19 protein-coding genes and 1 pseudogene are annotated in these 18,881 nt (G+C 35.1%); 8 read left to right on the top strand and 12 right to left on the bottom strand.

Features of this window, described 5'->3' with window-relative positions; all coding sequences use genetic code 11:
* The 6 genes and pseudogenes from Q8S45_RS06205 to Q8S45_RS06180 all read left to right on the top strand — a co-directional run.
* Positions 1-119 (top strand): annotated as a pseudogene (locus Q8S45_RS06205) (IS982 family transposase); the annotation flags it as partial.
* Between the two features lie 88 nt (positions 120-207).
* Positions 208-822 carry a WbqC family protein gene (locus Q8S45_RS06200; RefSeq protein WP_305602407.1) on the top strand — a complete coding sequence of 205 codons (615 nt, stop codon included), beginning with the start codon at positions 208-210 and terminating at the stop codon, positions 820-822.
* A 1-nt stretch (position 823) separates the two neighbouring features.
* Positions 824-1,141 carry a DUF6122 family protein gene (locus tag Q8S45_RS06195; protein WP_305602404.1) on the top strand — a complete coding sequence of 106 codons (318 nt, stop codon included), beginning with the start codon at positions 824-826 and terminating at the stop codon, positions 1,139-1,141.
* A gap of 59 nt (positions 1,142-1,200) precedes the next feature.
* Positions 1,201-1,329 carry a DUF542 domain-containing protein gene (locus tag Q8S45_RS06190; RefSeq protein ID WP_305602401.1) on the top strand — a complete coding sequence of 43 codons (129 nt, stop codon included), beginning with the start codon at positions 1,201-1,203 and terminating at the stop codon, positions 1,327-1,329.
* Positions 1,293-1,586 carry a hypothetical protein gene (locus tag Q8S45_RS06185; RefSeq protein WP_305602398.1) on the top strand — a complete coding sequence of 98 codons (294 nt, stop codon included), beginning with the start codon at positions 1,293-1,295 and terminating at the stop codon, positions 1,584-1,586. The genes Q8S45_RS06190 and Q8S45_RS06185 overlap by 37 nt, the downstream gene beginning before the upstream one ends.
* Positions 1,587-1,594: 8 nt before the next feature.
* A complete protein-coding gene (locus Q8S45_RS06180; protein WP_305602395.1) occupies positions 1,595-1,879 on the top strand; it encodes a hemerythrin domain-containing protein in 285 nt (94 codons plus the stop codon).
* A gap of 106 nt (positions 1,880-1,985) precedes the next feature.
* Here the strand turns inward: Q8S45_RS06180 and Q8S45_RS06175 are convergent, their stop codons facing one another.
* From Q8S45_RS06175 to Q8S45_RS06130, 10 genes are all read right to left on the bottom strand, one after another.
* Positions 1,986-2,801, bottom strand: a complete 816-nt coding sequence (locus Q8S45_RS06175) for a TorF family putative porin (protein WP_305602392.1) — start codon at positions 2,799-2,801, stop codon at positions 1,986-1,988.
* Positions 2,802-2,897: 96 nt separating this feature from the next.
* On the bottom strand, positions 2,898-4,250 hold the full coding sequence (locus Q8S45_RS06170; protein WP_305602389.1) for an NAD-dependent succinate-semialdehyde dehydrogenase: 1,353 nt from the start codon (positions 4,248-4,250) through the stop codon (positions 2,898-2,900).
* Positions 4,251-4,254: 4 nt separating this feature from the next.
* The gene (locus tag Q8S45_RS06165; RefSeq protein ID WP_305602386.1) at positions 4,255-4,905 is read right to left on the bottom strand and encodes a GNAT family N-acetyltransferase; all 651 of its coding nucleotides are present in this window, start codon (positions 4,903-4,905) and stop codon (positions 4,255-4,257) included.
* Between the two features lie 21 nt (positions 4,906-4,926).
* The gene (locus Q8S45_RS06160) at positions 4,927-6,348 is read right to left on the bottom strand and encodes an NAD-dependent succinate-semialdehyde dehydrogenase (RefSeq protein ID WP_305602383.1); all 1,422 of its coding nucleotides are present in this window, start codon (positions 6,346-6,348) and stop codon (positions 4,927-4,929) included.
* A complete protein-coding gene (locus tag Q8S45_RS06155; protein ID WP_305602380.1) occupies positions 6,348-7,592 on the bottom strand; it encodes an aspartate aminotransferase family protein in 1,245 nt (414 codons plus the stop codon). The genes Q8S45_RS06160 and Q8S45_RS06155 overlap by 1 nt, the downstream gene beginning before the upstream one ends.
* A gap of 55 nt (positions 7,593-7,647) precedes the next feature.
* Positions 7,648-8,124 carry an Lrp/AsnC family transcriptional regulator gene (locus Q8S45_RS06150; protein ID WP_305602377.1) on the bottom strand — a complete coding sequence of 159 codons (477 nt, stop codon included), beginning with the start codon at positions 8,122-8,124 and terminating at the stop codon, positions 7,648-7,650.
* A 57-nt stretch (positions 8,125-8,181) separates the two neighbouring features.
* Positions 8,182-9,765 carry an amidohydrolase gene (locus Q8S45_RS06145; RefSeq protein WP_305602374.1) on the bottom strand — a complete coding sequence of 528 codons (1,584 nt, stop codon included), beginning with the start codon at positions 9,763-9,765 and terminating at the stop codon, positions 8,182-8,184.
* Between the two features lie 6 nt (positions 9,766-9,771).
* Positions 9,772-11,118 carry a 4-aminobutyrate--2-oxoglutarate transaminase gene (gene gabT, locus Q8S45_RS06140; RefSeq protein ID WP_305602370.1) on the bottom strand — a complete coding sequence of 449 codons (1,347 nt, stop codon included), beginning with the start codon at positions 11,116-11,118 and terminating at the stop codon, positions 9,772-9,774.
* A gap of 63 nt (positions 11,119-11,181) precedes the next feature.
* Positions 11,182-11,829 (bottom strand): GNAT family N-acetyltransferase, encoded by a 648-nt coding sequence (locus Q8S45_RS06135; RefSeq protein WP_305602367.1) that lies wholly within the window; start codon positions 11,827-11,829, stop codon positions 11,182-11,184.
* A gap of 15 nt (positions 11,830-11,844) precedes the next feature.
* Positions 11,845-13,371 (bottom strand): Na+/H+ antiporter NhaC family protein, encoded by a 1,527-nt coding sequence (locus Q8S45_RS06130; RefSeq protein ID WP_305602357.1) that lies wholly within the window; start codon positions 13,369-13,371, stop codon positions 11,845-11,847.
* 208 nt (positions 13,372-13,579) lie between these two features.
* On the opposite strand from Q8S45_RS06130, the gene Q8S45_RS06125 reads away from it, so the two are divergent.
* Positions 13,580-15,037, top strand: a complete 1,458-nt coding sequence (locus tag Q8S45_RS06125; RefSeq protein ID WP_305602355.1) for a CoA-acylating methylmalonate-semialdehyde dehydrogenase — start codon at positions 13,580-13,582, stop codon at positions 15,035-15,037.
* Between the two features lie 51 nt (positions 15,038-15,088).
* Positions 15,089-16,423 (top strand): aspartate aminotransferase family protein, encoded by a 1,335-nt coding sequence (locus Q8S45_RS06120; RefSeq protein WP_305602352.1) that lies wholly within the window; start codon positions 15,089-15,091, stop codon positions 16,421-16,423.
* A gap of 119 nt (positions 16,424-16,542) precedes the next feature.
* On the opposite strand, the gene ettA is transcribed toward Q8S45_RS06120, so the two are convergent.
* Together ettA and Q8S45_RS06110 are read right to left on the bottom strand one after the other, a co-directional pair.
* The gene (ettA, locus tag Q8S45_RS06115) at positions 16,543-18,234 is read right to left on the bottom strand and encodes an energy-dependent translational throttle protein EttA (protein ID WP_305602348.1); all 1,692 of its coding nucleotides are present in this window, start codon (positions 18,232-18,234) and stop codon (positions 16,543-16,545) included.
* 213 nt (positions 18,235-18,447) lie between these two features.
* Positions 18,448-18,624, bottom strand: coding sequence for a CAL67264 family membrane protein (locus Q8S45_RS06110; protein WP_305602345.1), 177 nt, complete (start codon positions 18,622-18,624; stop codon positions 18,448-18,450).
* Positions 18,625-18,881 lie beyond the last annotated feature (257 nt).

Below are 18,881 nucleotides of genomic sequence, written 5' to 3'. Positions count from 1 at the left end.
CATTTGATGGATTTAAAACAAGAATACTTTCTAAATTAACCTCGTTGACAATTATTCAATACATTAACAAGTTTATTTTTGAGAGAAATATTAACAACTTAAAAATTAACATTGTCTAAATGCACAACGGGTTAATAAATTACTTCCTTATAGGGATGATCGTTAATCTTAAATAATAGAGACTGTCGGTTTTATTTAACATTTGAAATGGTTTTACTTCACCCAACATATTTTTCTCCAATAATACAATATATTGCTATTGCAAATTGCAAAGAAATTAAATTCGAATTTGAAGATAATTATCAAAAACAGTCCTATAGAAACAGATGCTATATTGGCACCGCACAAGGTAAACTTCAATTAAATGTACCTATTAAACACACTAAAGGCATAAAACAAAAAACCAAAGATGTAAAAATAGATTATAAAGATGATTGGAATAACTTACACTTAAAATCTTTAATAACTGCCTATAATTCTGCTCCTTTTTTTGAATATTATGTTGATGATTTACTTCCTGTTTTTACTAAAAAATTTAATTTTTTATTGGACCTTAATTTGAAAACTCATGAGTTTGTAATGGATGCGCTGCAACTTGAAATTCAATCTTCTAAAACCGATGAATTTTTCAAAGAATCAGCTTGTTTAGATCTACGAAAATTAGCAGTTGCAAAATCTGAAGAACATTTTAATTTAACATCCTATTATCAAGTTTTTAATGAAAATATAGGATTTTTACAAAACTTAAGTATTCTCGATTTAATTTTTAATGAAGGTCCAAATGCATTAAATTATTTAGAAACTCAACAAATAACATTCTAATTTGGAATTACTACGCGTTATTACACATTACGGAATGCATTTTATAATTCCTGGAGTTATTGCTTATCTTTTTTTTAGGAATCAATGGAAAAAAGTATGGATTATTTTTATACTAACTATGGTTGTTGATTTAGACCATTTGATGGCCACACCATTGTTTGACCCTAACAGATGTAGTATTAATTTTCACCCCTTTCACTCAAATTATGCCATTGCATTTTATTTTATATTATTAGTTTTTCCAAAAACTAGAATAATTGCCATTGGTTTATTATTTCATATAATTACAGATTATTTTGATTGTTTTTGGATAAAATAAAAAAAGATTTGTTTGTCCTTAATTAATTTTCTTATCATTTTGCCACAAATTTTTTAAATATGTCAGATTTTTGGAATAAAACCATTGCAGAAATTGTAAGCGATGATATCAGCACTGCTTCCGTATTTAAAAAACACAAATCAGATTTTTGTTGTGGTGGAGAAAAATCAGGGAAAATGCCTGTTTAAAAGCAAACATAGATGTTGATGATGTAGTCAACGATTTACTTAATAACAAACCGAAAAATGATGCTCCAAATTTAAATTTCAAAGATTGGAGCGCAGAATTTTTGGCAGATTATATTGTTTATGTGCACCATACTTACATAAGACAAAATCTAGCCATTATTAATGAATTTGCAGATAAGGTTGCCAATGTTCACGGTCAGCACGAACTAAAAACCATCGAAATTGCGAAATTTTTTCTTCAATTTCAAGTGAATTGACTTCACACATGGGAAAAGAAGAATTCATATTATTTCCAGCCATTAAAGAAAAAGATAATAACATTAATTTTGAATTTGACGAAAAAACCATTTCCTTGATAAACGACGAACATGAAGAAGTTGGCACCATGATTAAAAAAATACAAGAATTAAGCTCAAATTTTAATCCGCCAGAATGGGCTTGCAATACTTTTAAGGCACTTTATTTTAAACTTGAAGAATTCACCAAAGATTTGTACCAACATATCCATTTAGAAAATAATATTTTATTTCCAAAAGTGAAAAACCTATAACAAAACCCCTTAAAAGTAAAAAAGGCTGCCAGAAAGAATTTTCAGGCAGCCTCTTTTTTAATTGAAATTAATTTGGCTTAAATAAGCACGAGAAATTTACTTATTATTATTTAATAGTAAAAGTCATACCACCAGATATGACACCATTTTTTAAATCCCCATTGTTATTAACATTTCCATTTTCATTATAGGTGTAACGAACAAAAACGGGTAATATAGAGTTTTCAGAAAAGGCAATTTCTTTAGATAAGTTTAGGCCAACATTGGTAAATGCAGCCCCTGCTTTTCCACTTTTATGATAACCGTAAAAACCTTCTTTATTAATAACCGCCATTCCAATAAAAGGTTTTAAATCAACTCCGACATTTTCAAATGTAAAAGTGTATGCTATCTCAGCATAAGATGAAAAAGCCCTTTTGCCATTTGCATCAAAATCATTTCCCACAATTATAGTATTCCATTGGATTTCTAGGGGAACATCATTTTCTGAAAAATCAAATAAGATTGAAAGGTCCATTACGTGAGGAGAATTTGCGTCATATTTAAAATAGCTATTTCGTGTGCCGCCACTTTTTTTAGTTGCATTATAATAATAATCGCTTAGCAAAACTGATACAACTGGTGTAACTTGATATGAAACATACCAATCAAATTCATTATAAGCTTTTTCTGAATCTGATAAATTGGTTGTTGCCCACACGCCAAACGTAAGTTTATCGGTAAAGGCATAAGACGCATAGGGTTGGAAAGCTAATTTATTATGGTTAAGTTTTATACCACGCCACATATAGGGATATACGAGGTCAATTCCTAAAGCAAATTTACTTGTTGGTTCTTCGGTTGCTGCAACTACTGGTGTTTCTTGTGCAAACGTAAATGTGTAGGTTAGCACGAATGCTAAAATAATTACTACTTTTTTCATCTTAAAATTGGATTTGATTATTAATTGATTTACACTCTATTTATTATTAATTTACTTTTTTCATTTTTTTTATGGTAAGTAAATCGTCAAAATTATTTATTCAATAATCAACGATTTCATATTCATAAATTCTTTGATTCCTATCTCAGACAATTCTCTTCCATAACCCGATTTTTTAATGCCACCGAATGGAATTCTTGAATCGGAGCGAACTAGAGAATTGACAAAAACATTTCCAGCTTCAATTTTTCTTGCAAGTCGATAAGCTTTTTCACGATCTTCAGTCCAAATTGCCGAAGCCAATCCATAACGATGATTGTTTGCAATATTAACCGCATCCATTTCATCTTTAGCTCTTGTGATTGTTGCCAAAGGGCCAAAAGTTTCTTCTTGAAAAGCAATATTACTCGAATCTACAAAATCTATTAAAGTGGGCTGAAAATTGCAGTTTTCACGCTCACCTCCCACGATAATTTTAGCGCCTTGTTGCAAAGATTTTTCCAATTGAGAACTCAAAGTTTCTGCAAATTCCAGTTTTGCCAGTGGCCCCATATTAATTCCATTTTGCAACGGATTTCCTTGATGCAATTCGGCTATTTTACGAGCAAAAGCACTTGTAAATTCATCAACCACTTTTTCCGTGACGATAAATCGTTTGGCACAAATACAGGCCTGGCCTGCATTGAGCATTCTGGATTGTGTGGCTACTGTTGCTGCTTTTTCGATATTTGCATCGTCTAAAACAATAAAAGCATCAGACCCTCCCAACTCCATTACCGATTTTTTGATGTGTTTCCCAGCCAATGAAGCAACCGATGAACCCGCCATTTCACTACCTGTTAAGGTAATTCCACTAACAATATCCGAAGCTATTATTGTTTCCACCTGACTGATACTAATGGTTACTTGTTGAAAAACACCTTCTGGAAAACCAGCTTCCAGAAATGCGTTTTCAATGGCTTTGGCACAGCCTATAACATTTGAAGCGTGTTTCAAAAGGGTAACATTTCCTGCCATAATTGCTGGCGCAGCGTATCGTAAGACTTGCCAAAATGGATAGTTCCAAGGCATCACAGCAAAAATTGCTCCCGAAGGATCGTAAACCGACAAACTTTTAAAAGGTGTATCATAATAAACATCTTTCAGCATTTTCTCGGCATTTTCGGCATAGAAATCGCAATTTCCCGCCGATTTTTCCACTTCCCCAATTCCTTCCGATAGAATTTTACCCATTTCACTGGTAATCAAAAAGCCTAATTCCTCTTTTTTTGCTCTGAGTATATTGGCTAATTTTTTCATTTTATTGGCTCTTTCTTGAAAAGTTGTTGTTCTCCAACTTTTATAAGCTTTATCAGCTCTTTCTATTTTTTGAGTCAATTGCGCATTGGTCAAAACTTCGTGTTCGGCAATTATAGCCTGAGTATATGGATTTATTGAATTGATTATCATAATATTAGTGATTTTCACTTAATTTTGTTTTAGAATCCAAAGGCCAATACATTAACACAGAGCAATTACCGCTTCGAGGATCGTCTAAATAATCGAATAATGGTTTTACTAAAATAAAGCCACATTTGGTTTGAGCCGTAACAGTTGGATCAATTATTTCGCCTTTTATTAATTTATCGCAATATTCTGCTATGGTCATTTGGTTTTTTACTCTTTCAAATCCAATAGGCATTCCTGCAGTCATTTGTCCTTTGCACCCCAATTTTCTTGCAACATCCTGGCGTGCATTATAAATTTCCCTGCCTATTCCTCTTCCTTGATAATTAGGATGCACGGAAACGTCCAGACCGTAAATCCAATCAGCATTTGGGTCATGGGTTCCTAACCATAAATTATCTGAAATTTCCAAAAAAGTATGATGTTCTTTATGATAATTTTGGCGCAAAGTTGTACAGGAAGCAACGACTCTATCGCCATCTAAAACCACAAACTGTCCTTCAGGGAAAATTTCCAAATGCTTTTTATATTTTTCTTCTGTAATTAACTCTTCCCAAGATAATGTTGGGAAAACAATTGCCTGTAGTTCTGCTTGTTGTTTTGCGTGTTCTAACGTAGGCGTTTGCAAGGTATATTTTCCTAAAATTATTTTTTTCATCTGTTTTTGTTTTTGAATGAATTAGGCCATATTTCCATAACTGATTAATTTCAATTCCAAATATTCTTTCAATCCTTCGGAACCAGATTCATGACCTATTCCGCTACTTTTCCATCCCGAAAATGGCAATTCCGTTCCGTGTGCTGCCCATTCGTTAATGCCCACCATTCCAAATTCCAAATTTTCCGCATAGAAATTAGCCATTTTTATATGATTTGTAAATACGTAAGAAGCCAATCCATATTCGGTCTCATTTGCCCATTCTAGCGCTTCTTCTTTGGTTTCGAAAGGAATAACGATCATTAAAGGCCCAAATATTTCAGTTTTAATAAAGGTTTGATTTTGTCTGGCTTCAATCAAAGCGGGATGAACAAAAAAACCTTTCTCCGAAGCTTCGCCCCCAATATGAATCGTTGCACCTTCGGTTTTAGCTTTTTCAATCATTGCCAATGAATGTTTTTGCTGTGTTTTATTAATAAGCGGCCCGATAAAATCTATATCGCCACCATTTATGCCTGTTTTCAATTTTGAAATATCCTCTTTTACGATGGAAACAAATTGATTAAAAATAGAGTTATGTACATAAAAACGTTGTGGAGAAACACAAACCTGGCCACAATTTCTCAACTTGGCGACCAATGCTTGTTTTGCAATGGCTTTAACATCCACGTCATTTTCAATAATGACTGGAGCATTTCCGCCCAATTCAAGCGATAATTTAGTGGATGTTTTTGAAGCTCCATCCATTAATATTTTTCCAACGCGGGTGCTTCCGGTAAAACTAATTTTTTTCAATAATGGATTTTCAATCATTTCTGCTCCAGAACTTATTGGCTCTGTATTAATCATATTGAAAACGCCTTTTGGAATCCCAGCTTCGTGCAATGCTTTTGCCAAATTAAAACTAGATAATGGGGTGAATTCCGAACCACGCATAACTACCGTACAGCCAGCAGCCAATGCCGCTGCTACAGCTCTTGCCGGGTTATACGCAGGGAAATTCCAAGCGGTAATCACTCCAACAACGCCTATAGGCTGGTAAATAACCAGCGACCGTTTGTCGATTCTGCTTGACGGAATAACTCTGCCATAACTACGTTTTCCTTCCTCGGCAAACCATTCAAAAAGATTGGCGGAAACCTGCCATTCGCCACGAGATTCAAGCATTGGCTTTCCTGTTTCCAAAGAAGTTTCCTTGGCGAAAGCCTCAACGTTTGCTCGCATATAATTGGCTGCTTTTTTTAGAATTTCAGCTCTAAAATAAGGCGTTGTGTTTTTCCAATCTTTGAAAGAAGCATCCGCGGCAGCAATCGCTGACTTACAATCGGCTGCATTCCCGAAAGGAACTTTATCTATTATTTCTTCCGAAGCTGGACTTTGTAAATCCCAAGTCGCGCCATCCATAGCATCGCGCCATTCCCCGTTTATATATTGTTTTCTCATTAGAGTATTTCTTTTATTGTTTCTTCCAAAATAGTCAAGCCCTTTTCCAAGATTTTGTCTTCAATAAATAAAGGGCTTAATATTCTAATACAATTTCCGGAAGTTCCGGAAGTGATGATAATCAACCCTTTCTCCAAACATTTATTTACAATGGCTTTTGTGGCTTCACCATCTGGAAGTCCTGTATTTGGATCGGAAAACTCGATTGCTAACATTGCTCCCAATCCACGAACATCAGTAATATTTTCCGGATACAAAGCCTGCAACTGATTGAATTTCTCTCGGACAATATTGCCGACTTTTTCGCCAGCGGCATTGATGTTGTTTTTTTGCATATAGTTGATGCTTGCCAATGAAGCCACGCAACTCAAAGGATTTCCCAAATAGGTTCCGCCAATAAGTCCAGGTTTCACGGCATCCATAATTTCTTGTTTTCCAATAACGGCACCAATTGGCATTCCGCCTCCCATTGATTTTGCCCAAGTGGACAAATCCGGAGTAACGCCATAATGTTCGAAAGCTGCCCATTTTCCGGTGCGGCCAAACCCTGATTGTACCTCATCAAAAATCAGGAAAATGTTATTTTCGGTACAGAATTTTCGCAAATATTGCACGTATTTTTTTGAAGCAACAGTAAAACCGCCTTCGCCTTGTACCAATTCCAAGATAATTGCAGCGGTTTGGCTTATTGAAACGGTAGACGAAAAAGTTTTATGCAACTTCATAATCATCAAATCATCAAATTCATCTTCAGTCATTCTGGCACTCATCCTCGGTTTATAATATGGAAATTCCAAACGATACACTTCAGGGGCATAAGGTCCGGCACCTTCTTTGTATTTTACATTTGATGTTAATGTCATTGCCATCATCGTACGCCCGTGAAACGAACCGTCATAACAAATAATTCCTGCTTTTCCTGTTACGGCACGGGCAATTTTAATGGCATTTTCTACCGATTCTGCACCTGATAAAGTTAGCATCGCTTTTGTAGAATCGCCGTGTGGCAATAACTCGCACAATTTTTCGGTTAAATCCAGATATTGTTCATAGACAGAAACATTGAATGAGGCATGAATGAACTTTTCAGCTTGTTTTTGAATGGCTTCAATAATTTCTGACACTCCGTGACCAGCATTATTCACGCCTATTCCACCTGCAAAATCTATCAATTCTTTTCCGTCAGCATCAATAATTATGGCCCCTTTGGCAGATTGAATGCTCGAGGGGTTGAAAATCCCCAAAGCATTCGGCACGCTTTTTTTTCTTCTTTCGTATAATTTATCTGTATTGTTCATTTTATTTTCTTGATAATTTCGCTAATTCTAAATCGGGTTGTGAAATTTTGTAAATTTTCATGTACATATTTGTTTTAGTATCAAAAACACCTTCCAATACATGAATTTTTGTTCTTAAAAGTTCATTGAGATGAGTCATATCCCTGCACATTACGTTAGCTTCAATATCACAATCGCCTGAAGTTAAAGCGAGAAAACTTACTTCAGGCAATTTTATTAACTCTTCGAAAATAGTATCCAAATGCAATTTTGGTTTGACTGAAATCATGATACTGGCATAAGCATTGAATCCAATTTTGTCGGGGTCAACTCTTCCTATAATTTTTAAGGTTCCTTCTTCTACCAAATTGATATAACGGTGACGAATGGTGCTAACTGCAACTTTAATTTCTTTTGAAATTTCAGTAAATGACATTCTTCCATCTTTTTGAAGGAGTTTCAATATTTGATAATCTAATTCATCGTTTAAATTTGTCATTTTTTATTTTTTTAAGTTTATGAGTTATAACAATTCTTTACAAGTTTAAAACTTGAATTATTCTCTTCGTTTATAACTCAATTTTCCATTTACCCATGTTTCAGTTGTTTGTACACTCGAAACATCTTTTAAATCAAACGGGTTTTTATCTAATATGATAAAATCGGCGTATTTTCCTTTGGAAAGACTTCCTTTTATATTTTCTAAATTATCGGCAATTGCACTTCCCACTGTATAAGCTTTTAAAGCTTGCCGCAAAGTGATTTTTTGGTTTTCGCCAATAACAAAACCATCCATCGCTTTTCTTGTTACCGCGGTTTCCATATTAACCCACGGATTTATTTCTTTCACTACCGGTCCATCAGTAGATAATGCCAAGTTGATTCCGTTATCCAAAACGGTTTTACACGGATAAACGACTTCCAATAAGTCATCGTTTAAAGTATTTTTAAAATTATTGGCCAATTCATAAATGAAGATGGGTTGCATTGCGGCAGTCATATTCATCTGCTTAAAATCTTTTATATTTTCATCGGATAAAAACCCAACGTGTTCTATTCTATGTTTTAATGTGTTGTTTATTTTGAATAATTCACGATACACTTTCAAAGTCAGGTCAATTGCTTTATGCCCAATGGCATGGGTCGCAACCGAAAATCCGCTATCAACAGCTTCTTTGGCAGTTTGAAAAAATTTGTCATAATCCAACCTCAAAACCCCTTTGTAACCATCCGTATTTTTATAAGGAACATTCAAAGCGGCCGTAGCCGAACTCAAACCTCCATCAGAAAAAAACTTCACCGTTTTTATTTGCAAAAAATCCGATTCATATTTTTCCGGCAATACCTGAATTTCATCACTTCCATCAGGAATTCTGAGCGGAAAAACATTCATCCGAACTTTCAACAAACCTTCTTCGTCTAATTTTATGTAAGCAGCAAGCAATTCTTCATTCGCGGCAGGATCAGTAGCACTAGTAATTCCTAAGCTCAACAAATAATTGTGGGCTTCAAGAATCATATTTTTGTATTCTTCAAATGTAAATTGAGGAATATTATTCATAATCAGCCCTAAAGCTCTTTCGGTAAAAATACCTTGTAAACTTCCGTCTTGATTTTTACGAATTTCTCCGCCAAAAGGAACTTCGGTGGCTTCATTTACATTCGAAATTTCGATGGCTTTTGAATTTGCAATTCCAATATGCGCACACGTTCTGATAACAAAAACCGGTCTGTCAGCAATAATTGCATCTAAATCTTCCTTGGTAGGCAATCGCTTTTCTTTCAATACCATTTCATTGACACCTCGAGCTAAAATCCATTTTGAAGTGGGATTTTTTTCGGCAAAATCAAAGAGCATCTGTTGAAATTCGGCAATAGATTTTACGCCGCGGACATCTAACATGTACGTTCGAAGATGCCCTATTTTCCAAACATGCATATGCGAATCATTCAAACCAGGAACGATGGTTTTCCCTTTAAAATTCACTTCTTCAGAAAATGATCCAAATTGATTTCGTAATGTGATTTCTGTTCCAATGGCTTCAATTTTTCCAAATTGATTAATTACCATTGAATCTGCCTTAGGAATGGCTTCATCCATGGTAATTATTTGGGCATTATATACGAATTTGAAATTCATTTAGTGTTATGCTCTTTCTTTTAATACTTCTTGAATTGCGTTTTCAATCACGTCCATTCCTTCGTTTAGTTGTTCATCTGTAATTACGATAGGTGGTAAAAACCGAATACAATTGGTGTATAAACCTGCTCGTATCAATATTAAACCATTTGCCACTGATTTTTTGATAACTGCCATCGCAAAATCCATATCAGGTTCTTTGGTTTTTCTGTCTTTTACAAATTCAACTACCAGCATTGCTCCCAATCCGCGAACATCTCCAATGCATGAAAATTTGTTTTTCATAGTTGTTAAACGATTGGCAATAATATTACCAACATGAGTTGCTCTACCCAAAAACTCAGGAGTGTTTATTTGTTTAACGGTTTCAAGTGCAGCAACCACAGCTATGGGACTTCCACTATAGGTTCCTCCCACTCCGCCCAAATGTGGTGCATCCATAATTTCTGCTCTTCCGGTCACGGCACTAATTGGCAATCCAGAACCAATTGATTTTGCCATAGTTACGATATCAGGAATTACTCCACTATGCTCTATTGAAAGAAATTTTCCTGTTCTTCCTGCTCCAGCCTGAACTTCATCTGCAATAAAAACGATACCGTGTTCATCACAAACTTTTCTGATTTTCTCCAAGAAACGTTTTGGCACAGGAATAAAACCTCCCTCTCCTTGAACTGGTTCAATTATGATTGCGGCAACTGACGAAGGATCTACATGTGAAATTAAATTTTGGTCGAAACGCTCGATACAAAAATCTATGTATTCATCTTCAGTCATGCTATCAGGTTTTCGATATACATTTGGAGAATGAAAACGATAGATATCTTGAGCATAACTGCCAAATCCTCTTTTAAACAACGCATATTTACTGGTTAAACTTAAAGTGAGCAGGGTTCTGCCGTGATATGCCCCTTCAAAACATATTACAGCAGGTCTTTTTGTAAAATATCTTGCGATTTGAACAGCATTCTCAACAGCCTCAGACCCCGAACTGGCCAATAATGTCTTTTTAGGAAAATCACCCGGCATAATTTTATTAAGCAATTCCGCAAATTCTAGATAAGGTTCAAAAGTAGTTACCAATGCCCCTGTATGCAAATATTTATCCATTTGATCTTTGATGGCATCGACAACACTTTTTGGTCTATGCCCCAAATTTACCATTCCAATTCCGCCGGCAAAATCTATTAATTGATTGCCATCTACATCCCATACCAAAGCACCTTCAGCTTTTTCGACAACTACTTCGGTAGATTTTCCTAAACCGGCAGGCAAAGCGACAGCTCTTCTTGCTAACATTTCTCTGCTTATTGGTCCAGGAATTTCTGATACTTTTTTTATTTGATTTTCCATTTTCTAATTAATTTATATCAATTTTTATTTTAAATTATTTTTCTGATTTGTTCTTAAAATTACCTATATGCTGTAGTTTTCATCAACCGGCAGGTACATTAATATACTTGCAAATCCTGCTTCTGGATCGTTAATATAATCATACAAAGGTCTAATCCATCGAAACCCTGCCTTTCTTTGTGGCGTAATGGTTGGGTCTGTAAGTTTATTATTTATCAAAGCCTCACAATATTCCTCAATGGTCATTTTATCTTTTAATTTACCGTAACCAATGGTCATCCCGGCAATTATTTGACCTTTTAATCCAAGCTTTCTGCACACTTCAGTGCGGGCTTTATACATTTCTGTTGAAAGCCCCAGTCCTCTATATTCTGGCAATACGCCCATATCTATTCCATACATCCAATCTCCATCTGGAATTTGAACATTGGTAATCCATAAATTGTCAGTTTCTTCCAAAAACGTACTGTCATGTTCTGGAAAATTACATCTAAAAGTGCTTGCAGACGCGATAATTTTTCCCTCTTTTTCAATGACAATTTGGCCCTCCGGAAATACTTTAATATGATTCAAAAAATGATTTCTATCAAGTATCTCTGATTCATGCAATGTAGAATAGCATTGGGCTTGAACAAATTCCATTTGAACTGCATCTCCAGAAGATGCAGTTCTTATTAGGAATTGATTGTCTAAAAAAAAATTATAAATCATTAAAACTGCTAATTATTATAACATAAATCCAAATAAAAGATATACCAATGACGATACCACAAATATCAGTACTTGATAAGGCATTTGAGAAATACCATGTTTCATCATATCAGTTTTACATGACTGAGCTGTAAGGACTCTATTATCCGAAAAGAAACAAGCCGCAGCGCCCCAAACAGTTCCCGATGCCAATGCACCTTGCGAAAGCCAGAAATCTGCACCCAAAGAGTTTGATAATAAGGCTACAGTTGGCACTAAAATGGCATATATTCCCCAGTTAGAACCTGTTGCCCAACAAATCCAAGAGACTAAGGCAAAAACGATGAATGGTAACGTTGATCCGTTCAGCCAACTGATTCCTTGTAATTTTTCGACTACAAGTTCGTTAAATCCTAAGGCATTTTGAACATCTTTCAATAAATATGTAAAACCTAAAACTGCCAATACAAAAGTGATTGTTTCTAAACCTTTAACAAAATTGGCTGAGATTTTATTGAATTTAATTGCTTGAAATAACAGAAAATATAAATAGGTAAACACAACCGCAGTTGCAACACCTCTTAACGCATCAATACTTCCAAAAATAACCTCGGTAGAAAATGATAATTTACCCCAATATTCGGTATCAAAAGGATACGGAAAAATGGTACAAAAAATCAAAACTAATAAAGGCAACAAAAAGTAAGATAATTTTCCCATTTTACTTGGGTTATTCTTAACTTTTTCAATTTTAACTTCAACCAATTTCACATTGGCTTCAGCATCTTTAATAGTTTTAAAATCTGGGATAAACTGAAAAACAACTAAAGCGCCTAAAATAATAGAAATCCAAGCTGAAAAATTATAAGGAATGGTATATAAAAATGCTTCAATAGGATTTGTTATTGCGTTTCCGGCACCATCCAAAAGACCTCCATCAATTGATACCAATTGCGCTCCATAGAAAATAGTCCAGGTAGAAATTGGAATTATTACTGTTAGCGGTACGCATACAAAAGTCAGTACCAAAGCTAATTTTTCTCTTGAAACACCAAATTTATCGGTAATTGGCCTCATCGTGTTTCCAACGGATAATGCGCTTAAATAATCATCTAAAAAGAAGAAAAAACTAAGAAAATACGTCATAATTAACGATTGCTTTTTAGTTTTTACATATTTTTCGGAATGTTTTCCCACCGCTTTAATTCCGCCTGACGCCACTAACATCTGAACAAAAGCCCCATACAAAATACACACTAAAATAACCCAAATCAATCCTTGATCATGAGCATCTCTTGAGATAGTTGAAAATAAACCATCATACATATTTAATGGAAAAATCATTCCTATCCCTTCAGGAAAATATTCTTCAGACCCTCCTTTTGCAGCCAGAAGCAAAAAACCTAAAGCACTACCAATAATTAAGGGTTCTAACGCTTTTTTGGTGATAATTGCCAATCCTAATACCGTAAATGCGGGTACTAAAGCATGCCAATTAAAAAAATAACAAAGCGCTGCCATAAACAATAAAGCAGCTCCAACAATGTTCGAAATTGATTTCATTAAGTTTGGTTTTAGTTAATTAAATAATTTGATTAGACTGGTATTAAAATCCATGCAAAACATTAATTATTACAAATATTATTATTGTAATTATGTTAATATATGAACGCTATTTTGTAAATCTAACAATATTTTTTACATATTCAAAAAATATTATTGAATTTTTATTATATATTGTATATTTGAAAAACTTAAAAAAACTTAAAGTATGATATTTAATGAAGTAAAAAACTTTGTAAATGGGGAGTTTAGACCAGGAAGTTCCAACAAAATTCATCACGTTATTTCACCTCTTGATGGCAAAGAGTTAACTACTTTTACAGAATCTACTTATGAAGATCTTGAAGAAATCATATATTTTGCACAAACAGCACAAAGGGAATGGCAAAAAGTCACTTTAAAAGAACGTGTTCAAGTTTTATATAAATACAAGCAGTTATTAGAAGAAAATAAAGATGAACTTACCGAAATTATTTACCGAGAAAATGGCAAAATTCATAGCGAAGCCAAAGCCGAAATTGATAAAGCAATCGAACTTACAGAGTTTGCCTGTGCGCTTCCCCAGTTTGTAAATGGCGAAAATATGGAAGTAAGCCGAGGGGTTTATTGTTCCTCTACCAGAAACCCTATAGGAATTGTGGCCTCAATTGTTCCTTTTAATTTTCCAAGTATGGTTCCTCACTGGACCATTGTAAATGCCATTGCATTAGGCAATGCATTTATTTTGAAGCCATCTGAAGCCGTGCCCATCAGCAGCCAATATATAGCAAAATTATTAAAAGAAGCAGGTCTTCCTGACGGACTTTTTAATGTCATAAACGGAACGCAATCCACAGTTGAAAATCTTTGCGACCATCCAGGTATTAAAGCAATCACCTTTGTCGGTTCAACTAAAGTGGCCAAAATCGTTTACCAAAGAGCCAGTCATAATTTGAAACAAGTTTTGGCTCTTGGCGGAGCTAAAAATCATATTATTTTACTTCCGGATGCACATCCGGATATGGCATCTTCTAATATTGTTGCCTCTATGAGCGGTTGTGCAGGTCAGCGTTGCATGGCTGCAGCAACCCTAATCGCCGTTGGAAATTGCGATACCATTCTTAACAAATTAATAGGTGATGCTCAAAAAATTCAATGTGGAACATCTTTGGGTGCCGTTATATCGAAAGCAGCCAAAAAAAGAATTGAAGGCTACATTACCGAAGCCGAACAACAAGGCGCCAAAATCATTTTAGACGGAAGAAACACAGTTGTTCCGGGAAAAGAAAACGGTTTTTATGTAGGCCCTACCATTATAGATAATGCCACTGCAGATATGCGTGTGGCAAAAGAAGAAATTTTTGGTCCAGTTCTGACAATCATTCGGGTCAATACCATTGATGAAGCGCTAGCCATCGAAAATGCAAATCCCTACGGAAATGCCTGTTCTGTATTCACTCAAAGTGGCGGATTAGCCAATTATGTGACTGAAAATGCTTCGGCTGGTATGTGTGGCGTTAATATAGGAGTTCCTGTGCCTAGAGAACCTTTCGGTTTTGGAGGATGGAATGAATCAAGATTCGGTTCCGGTGATATTACAGGAAAAAGTTCCATTGTGTTTTTTACCAAAGAAAAGAAAACCACAACAAAATGGAATCCTGAAGCCGGAAACAATTGGATGAGTTAGTTCTATTAAACATCATTTATATATATAAAAATCGTTAAAATAATTACTTCCATGTTAAGCAAAGAACAAATAATAAGTGACAGTAAACAATACAGTTTATTTACTTGGGTTGCCCAAAAAAACGTAAACCCTATTCCAATTGAAAGAGCCGAAGGCGTTTATTTATATGAAGTTGGCGGTAAAAGGATTATTGATTTCTCTAGCGGATTAATGTCGGTAAATATCGGCCACGGCGACCAAAGAATAACCGATGCAGTCGTGGAACAAATGCAAAAAGTAAGTTATGTGACGCCAACTTGCACCACAGAAATCCGAGCTAAATTATCCAAAAAACTGGCTGAAATATGCCCGGGCGATTTAAACAAAGCTTTTTTCACCTTATGTGGTGCCTCATCCGTAGATAATGCCATAAAACTCGCGCGCTTATATTCCGGGAAACACAAGATTTTTGGAAGATATCGTGGATTTCATGGAGCCTCCTACGCAAGTATGTCGGCTGGTGGCGATCCAAGAAAGCTGTTTAGCGATTCGCAACAAGTGCCCAATATTTTCCATCTTGACGACACTTATGATTTTTATGGTTTGAGCGACCAAGACGAGGAAACCCGATTAAAATGGAGTCTTGACTCAGTGGAAAGAATAATTCGTTATGAAGGCGGGCACACTATTGCTGCCTTTATTTTTGAAGGAGAAAGCGGTTCTTCAGGTTGCTTGCATTATCCAAATGGATATTTAAAAGGCATCAAGGCATTGTGCGAAAAATATGAAATTCTTTTTGTTGCCGATGAAGTCATGAGTGGTTTCGGACGGACCGGAAAATGGTTTGGATTTGAACACAGCGATATTATTCCTGACATGATTTGCATGGCAAAAGGATTAACATCTTCTTACCTTCCCTTAGGTTGTTTAATGGTTTCAGATAAACTTGCCGCTAAATTTGACGACTCGCCTTTATGGTTGGGGTTGACTTATAATTCTCATCCTGTAGCTTTAGCTGCTTCTTTAGCCGTTATTAATATTTATGAAAGTGATCATTTAATAGAAAACACCAATAAAATGGGTGCCTATCTTGAAAAAAGAATTAATGAAATGCGAGAAAAACATCCATCAATGGGTGATTTTAGAAACAAAGGCTTACTTGGATGTTTAGATGTTGTGAAAAGTCATGACCCTTACCAATTAATGGCACCTTTCAATGCTAATGCTTCTGAAATGACTGTTATGAGCAAAGTAGGATCCAAATTAAGAGAATTAGGCTTATACACATTCGTTCGCTGGGGTTATATTTTTATTGCTCCTCCAATGTGCATCAATGAAAAAGAAATTGATGAAGGTTTGGCAATTATTTCTGAAGCGCTCTTAATAGCTGATGCTTATGTAAGTTAATCATTAAAAATAGAGTGGCTGAACCAATAGCTTCTGACGATCTACTTTACCCATAAAAAACCTAGGGAAATCAAAAATTTTCTCACTGTTTTTTAATTGATATGATCCTGTTTTGTATGTTATCTTATCAGTTTTTTAAACTTAATTCGTTTTGGAGTTAAATCGCCACCCAATCGTTTTTTCTTATTTTCTTCATAATCGGTAAAAGAACCTTCAAAGAAATAAACTTCTGAATTTCCTTCAAAAGCCAAAATATGCGTACAAACCCTGTCTAAAAACCAGCGGTCGTGACTAATGATTACCGCGCAACCGGCAAAATTTTCCAAACCTTCTTCCAGCGCACGCAACGTATTGATGTCCAAATCGTTCGTTGGCTCATCCAATAACAGCACGTTTCCCTCTTCACGCAAAGTCATTGCCAAATGCAACCTGTTTCTTTCACCGCCCGAAAGAGTGCTCACTTTTTTATTCTGGTCACTTCCGGAGAAATTAAACCTGCTCAAATAAGCCCTGGAATTTACCTGTCTGCCACCCATTAAAACAAGTTCCTGTTCATCGGCAAAATTTTGCCAAATTGTTTTTTCAGAATCAATGTTTGAATGGCTTTGGTCAACATAGGCAATTTTAGCGGTTTCGCCCACAATAAACTCTCCTTTATCAGGCTGAATCTCGCCCATAATCATTTTAAAAATAGTTGTTTTACCTGCGCCATTAGGGCCAATTACACCAACAATTCCAGCTTGGGGAAGATTAAAATTAAGGTCGTCATATAATAATTTGTCGCCAAAAGCTTTAGAAACCTGTTTGGCTTCAATCACATTTGTTCCTAAACGAGGGCCATTAGGAATATAGATTTCCAATTTCTCGTCCAATTGATTTTGATCTTGGCTCATTAACTTGTCGTAATTCGACAAACGCGCTTTTGATTTTGCATGGCGGCCTTTTGGCGCCATCCGCACCCATTCCAACTCACGTTCCAATGTTTTTTGGTGTTTGGATGCCTGCTTTGATTCCTGCGCTAATTTTTTTGCTTTTTGTTCTAGCCATGTGGAATAATTTCCTTTCCATGGAATTCCTTCACCCCTATCCAGCTCTAAAATCCAGCCGGCCACATTATCAAGAAAATAACGGTCGTGCGTAACAGCAATTACAGTGCCCTTATATTGCAGTAAATACTGCTCTAACCAATGTACAGATTCAGCATCTAAATGGTTTGTAGGCTCGTCTAATAATAGTACATCTGGCTCTTGTAATAATAAGCGGCATAAGGCAACCCTTCTGCGTTCACCTCCAGAAAGGTGTTTAATTGGTGTATCGCCATCTGGTGTACGAAGCGCATCCATTGCAATTTCTAATTTTGTATCTAATTCCCATGCGTTGGCTGCATCAATTTTATCTTGAAGTACAGCTTGTTGCGCCATTAATTTATCCATTTTGTCAGCATCAGAATAGACTTCTTCCAAACCGAACATGTCGTTTATTTTGTTGTATTCATCTAAAATAGCAACCGTTTCTGCAACACCTTCCTTTACAATATCTAAAACAGTTTTAGTTTCGTCCAATTGTGGTTCTTGAGATAAAAATCCTACCGTGTATCCTAGTAAAAAAACGACATCACCTTGGTAACTTTTTTCAAGACCTGCTATAATTTTTAAAAGAGTTGATTTTCCTGATCCGTTTAGTCCTAATATTCCAATTTTAGCTCCATAAAAAAAACTCAAATAAATATTTTTTATCACAGGTTTATTGGCGCCTTGGTAAGTTTTGCTTACCCCTGACATTGAAAATATTACTTTTTTATCGTCTGCCATTGTTATAGTTTTTAGTTGTTGGTTGTTAGTTTTGAGTTTTGAGTTTTGAGTTTTGAGTTTTGAGTTTTGAGTTTTGAGTCTTAAGTTGTAAGCTTTAAGCTGTAAGTTTTTAGTTTATTTATTGGTTTAAGTTTAAGTTTGAACTTGAGACTTTAGACTTTCACCTTTAAACTTTCAATTATCAATTGTTAATTATCAATTGTCAATTGATGACTAAACCCTTCCTTTTAAAGCATTAAACACCCAAGCAATTGCAAAAAAACCAATACCTACAGATGCAAATCCCCAACCTGCAATATCATTATATCTAAATGCCCCTAATGCTATAAGCGACACACCAACCACTATCATAATTCCTGTTGCCCAAGCTAATACTGTATTTTTATTCATTTAATTAAATTTTTAATTTGTTAATGAAACCTATTAATAAATAAGTAGCCTGCAAATATCGTAATTTTAAAATGAAATTAAAAAAAGTCCGGATAAAGAAATTTCATCATTAGATGATAAGTAATGGTTAAAATTTAATGTCGTATTTAATGCCAAAATTATTCAGCACTAAATTTAATTGTTCTTTGAGGTTTTTAAAGCATTTATAAGCATCGAAATCTAGCCATTGATATTTTATTCTTCGCCACAGTATTTCT

Origin of the sequence: Lutibacter sp., from assembly GCF_030692605.1 — a bacterium.
Classification (GTDB): Bacteria; Bacteroidota; Bacteroidia; order Flavobacteriales; family Flavobacteriaceae; genus Lutibacter.
The sequence above is the reverse complement of the archived record's forward strand: the minus strand, read 5'-3'. Positions and strand labels throughout refer to the sequence as shown.

Excerpts from the sequence above, each read along its gene's own strand:
- Q8S45_RS06165 (WP_305602386.1), bottom strand. The coding sequence starts at position 4,905 with ATGAAAAAAATAATTTTAGGAAAATATACCTTGCAAACGCCTACGTTA.
- Q8S45_RS06135 (WP_305602367.1), bottom strand. The coding sequence starts at position 11,829 with ATGATTTATAATTTTTTTTTAGACAATCAATTCCTAATAAGAACTGCA.
- Q8S45_RS06150 (WP_305602377.1), bottom strand. The coding sequence starts at position 8,124 with ATGACAAATTTAAACGATGAATTAGATTATCAAATATTGAAACTCCTT.
- Q8S45_RS06170 (WP_305602389.1), bottom strand. The coding sequence starts at position 4,250 with ATGATAATCAATTCAATAAATCCATATACTCAGGCTATAATTGCCGAA.
- Q8S45_RS06175 (WP_305602392.1), bottom strand. The coding sequence starts at position 2,801 with ATGAAAAAAGTAGTAATTATTTTAGCATTCGTGCTAACCTACACATTT.
- Q8S45_RS06125 (WP_305602355.1), top strand. The coding sequence starts at position 13,580 with ATGATATTTAATGAAGTAAAAAACTTTGTAAATGGGGAGTTTAGACCA.
- Q8S45_RS06180 (WP_305602395.1), top strand. The coding sequence starts at position 1,595 with ATGGGAAAAGAAGAATTCATATTATTTCCAGCCATTAAAGAAAAAGAT.
- Q8S45_RS06200 (WP_305602407.1), top strand. The coding sequence starts at position 208 with ATGGTTTTACTTCACCCAACATATTTTTCTCCAATAATACAATATATT.
- Q8S45_RS06110 (WP_305602345.1), bottom strand. The coding sequence starts at position 18,624 with ATGAATAAAAATACAGTATTAGCTTGGGCAACAGGAATTATGATAGTG.
- Q8S45_RS06120 (WP_305602352.1), top strand. The coding sequence starts at position 15,089 with ATGTTAAGCAAAGAACAAATAATAAGTGACAGTAAACAATACAGTTTA.
- gabT (WP_305602370.1), bottom strand. The coding sequence starts at position 11,118 with ATGGAAAATCAAATAAAAAAAGTATCAGAAATTCCTGGACCAATAAGC.
- Q8S45_RS06160 (WP_305602383.1), bottom strand. The coding sequence starts at position 6,348 with ATGAGAAAACAATATATAAACGGGGAATGGCGCGATGCTATGGATGGC.
- Q8S45_RS06130 (WP_305602357.1), bottom strand. The coding sequence starts at position 13,371 with ATGAAATCAATTTCGAACATTGTTGGAGCTGCTTTATTGTTTATGGCA.
- ettA (WP_305602348.1), bottom strand. The coding sequence starts at position 18,234 with ATGGCAGACGATAAAAAAGTAATATTTTCAATGTCAGGGGTAAGCAAA.
- Q8S45_RS06145 (WP_305602374.1), bottom strand. The coding sequence starts at position 9,765 with ATGAATTTCAAATTCGTATATAATGCCCAAATAATTACCATGGATGAA.
- Q8S45_RS06190 (WP_305602401.1), top strand. The coding sequence starts at position 1,201 with ATGTCAGATTTTTGGAATAAAACCATTGCAGAAATTGTAAGCGATGAT.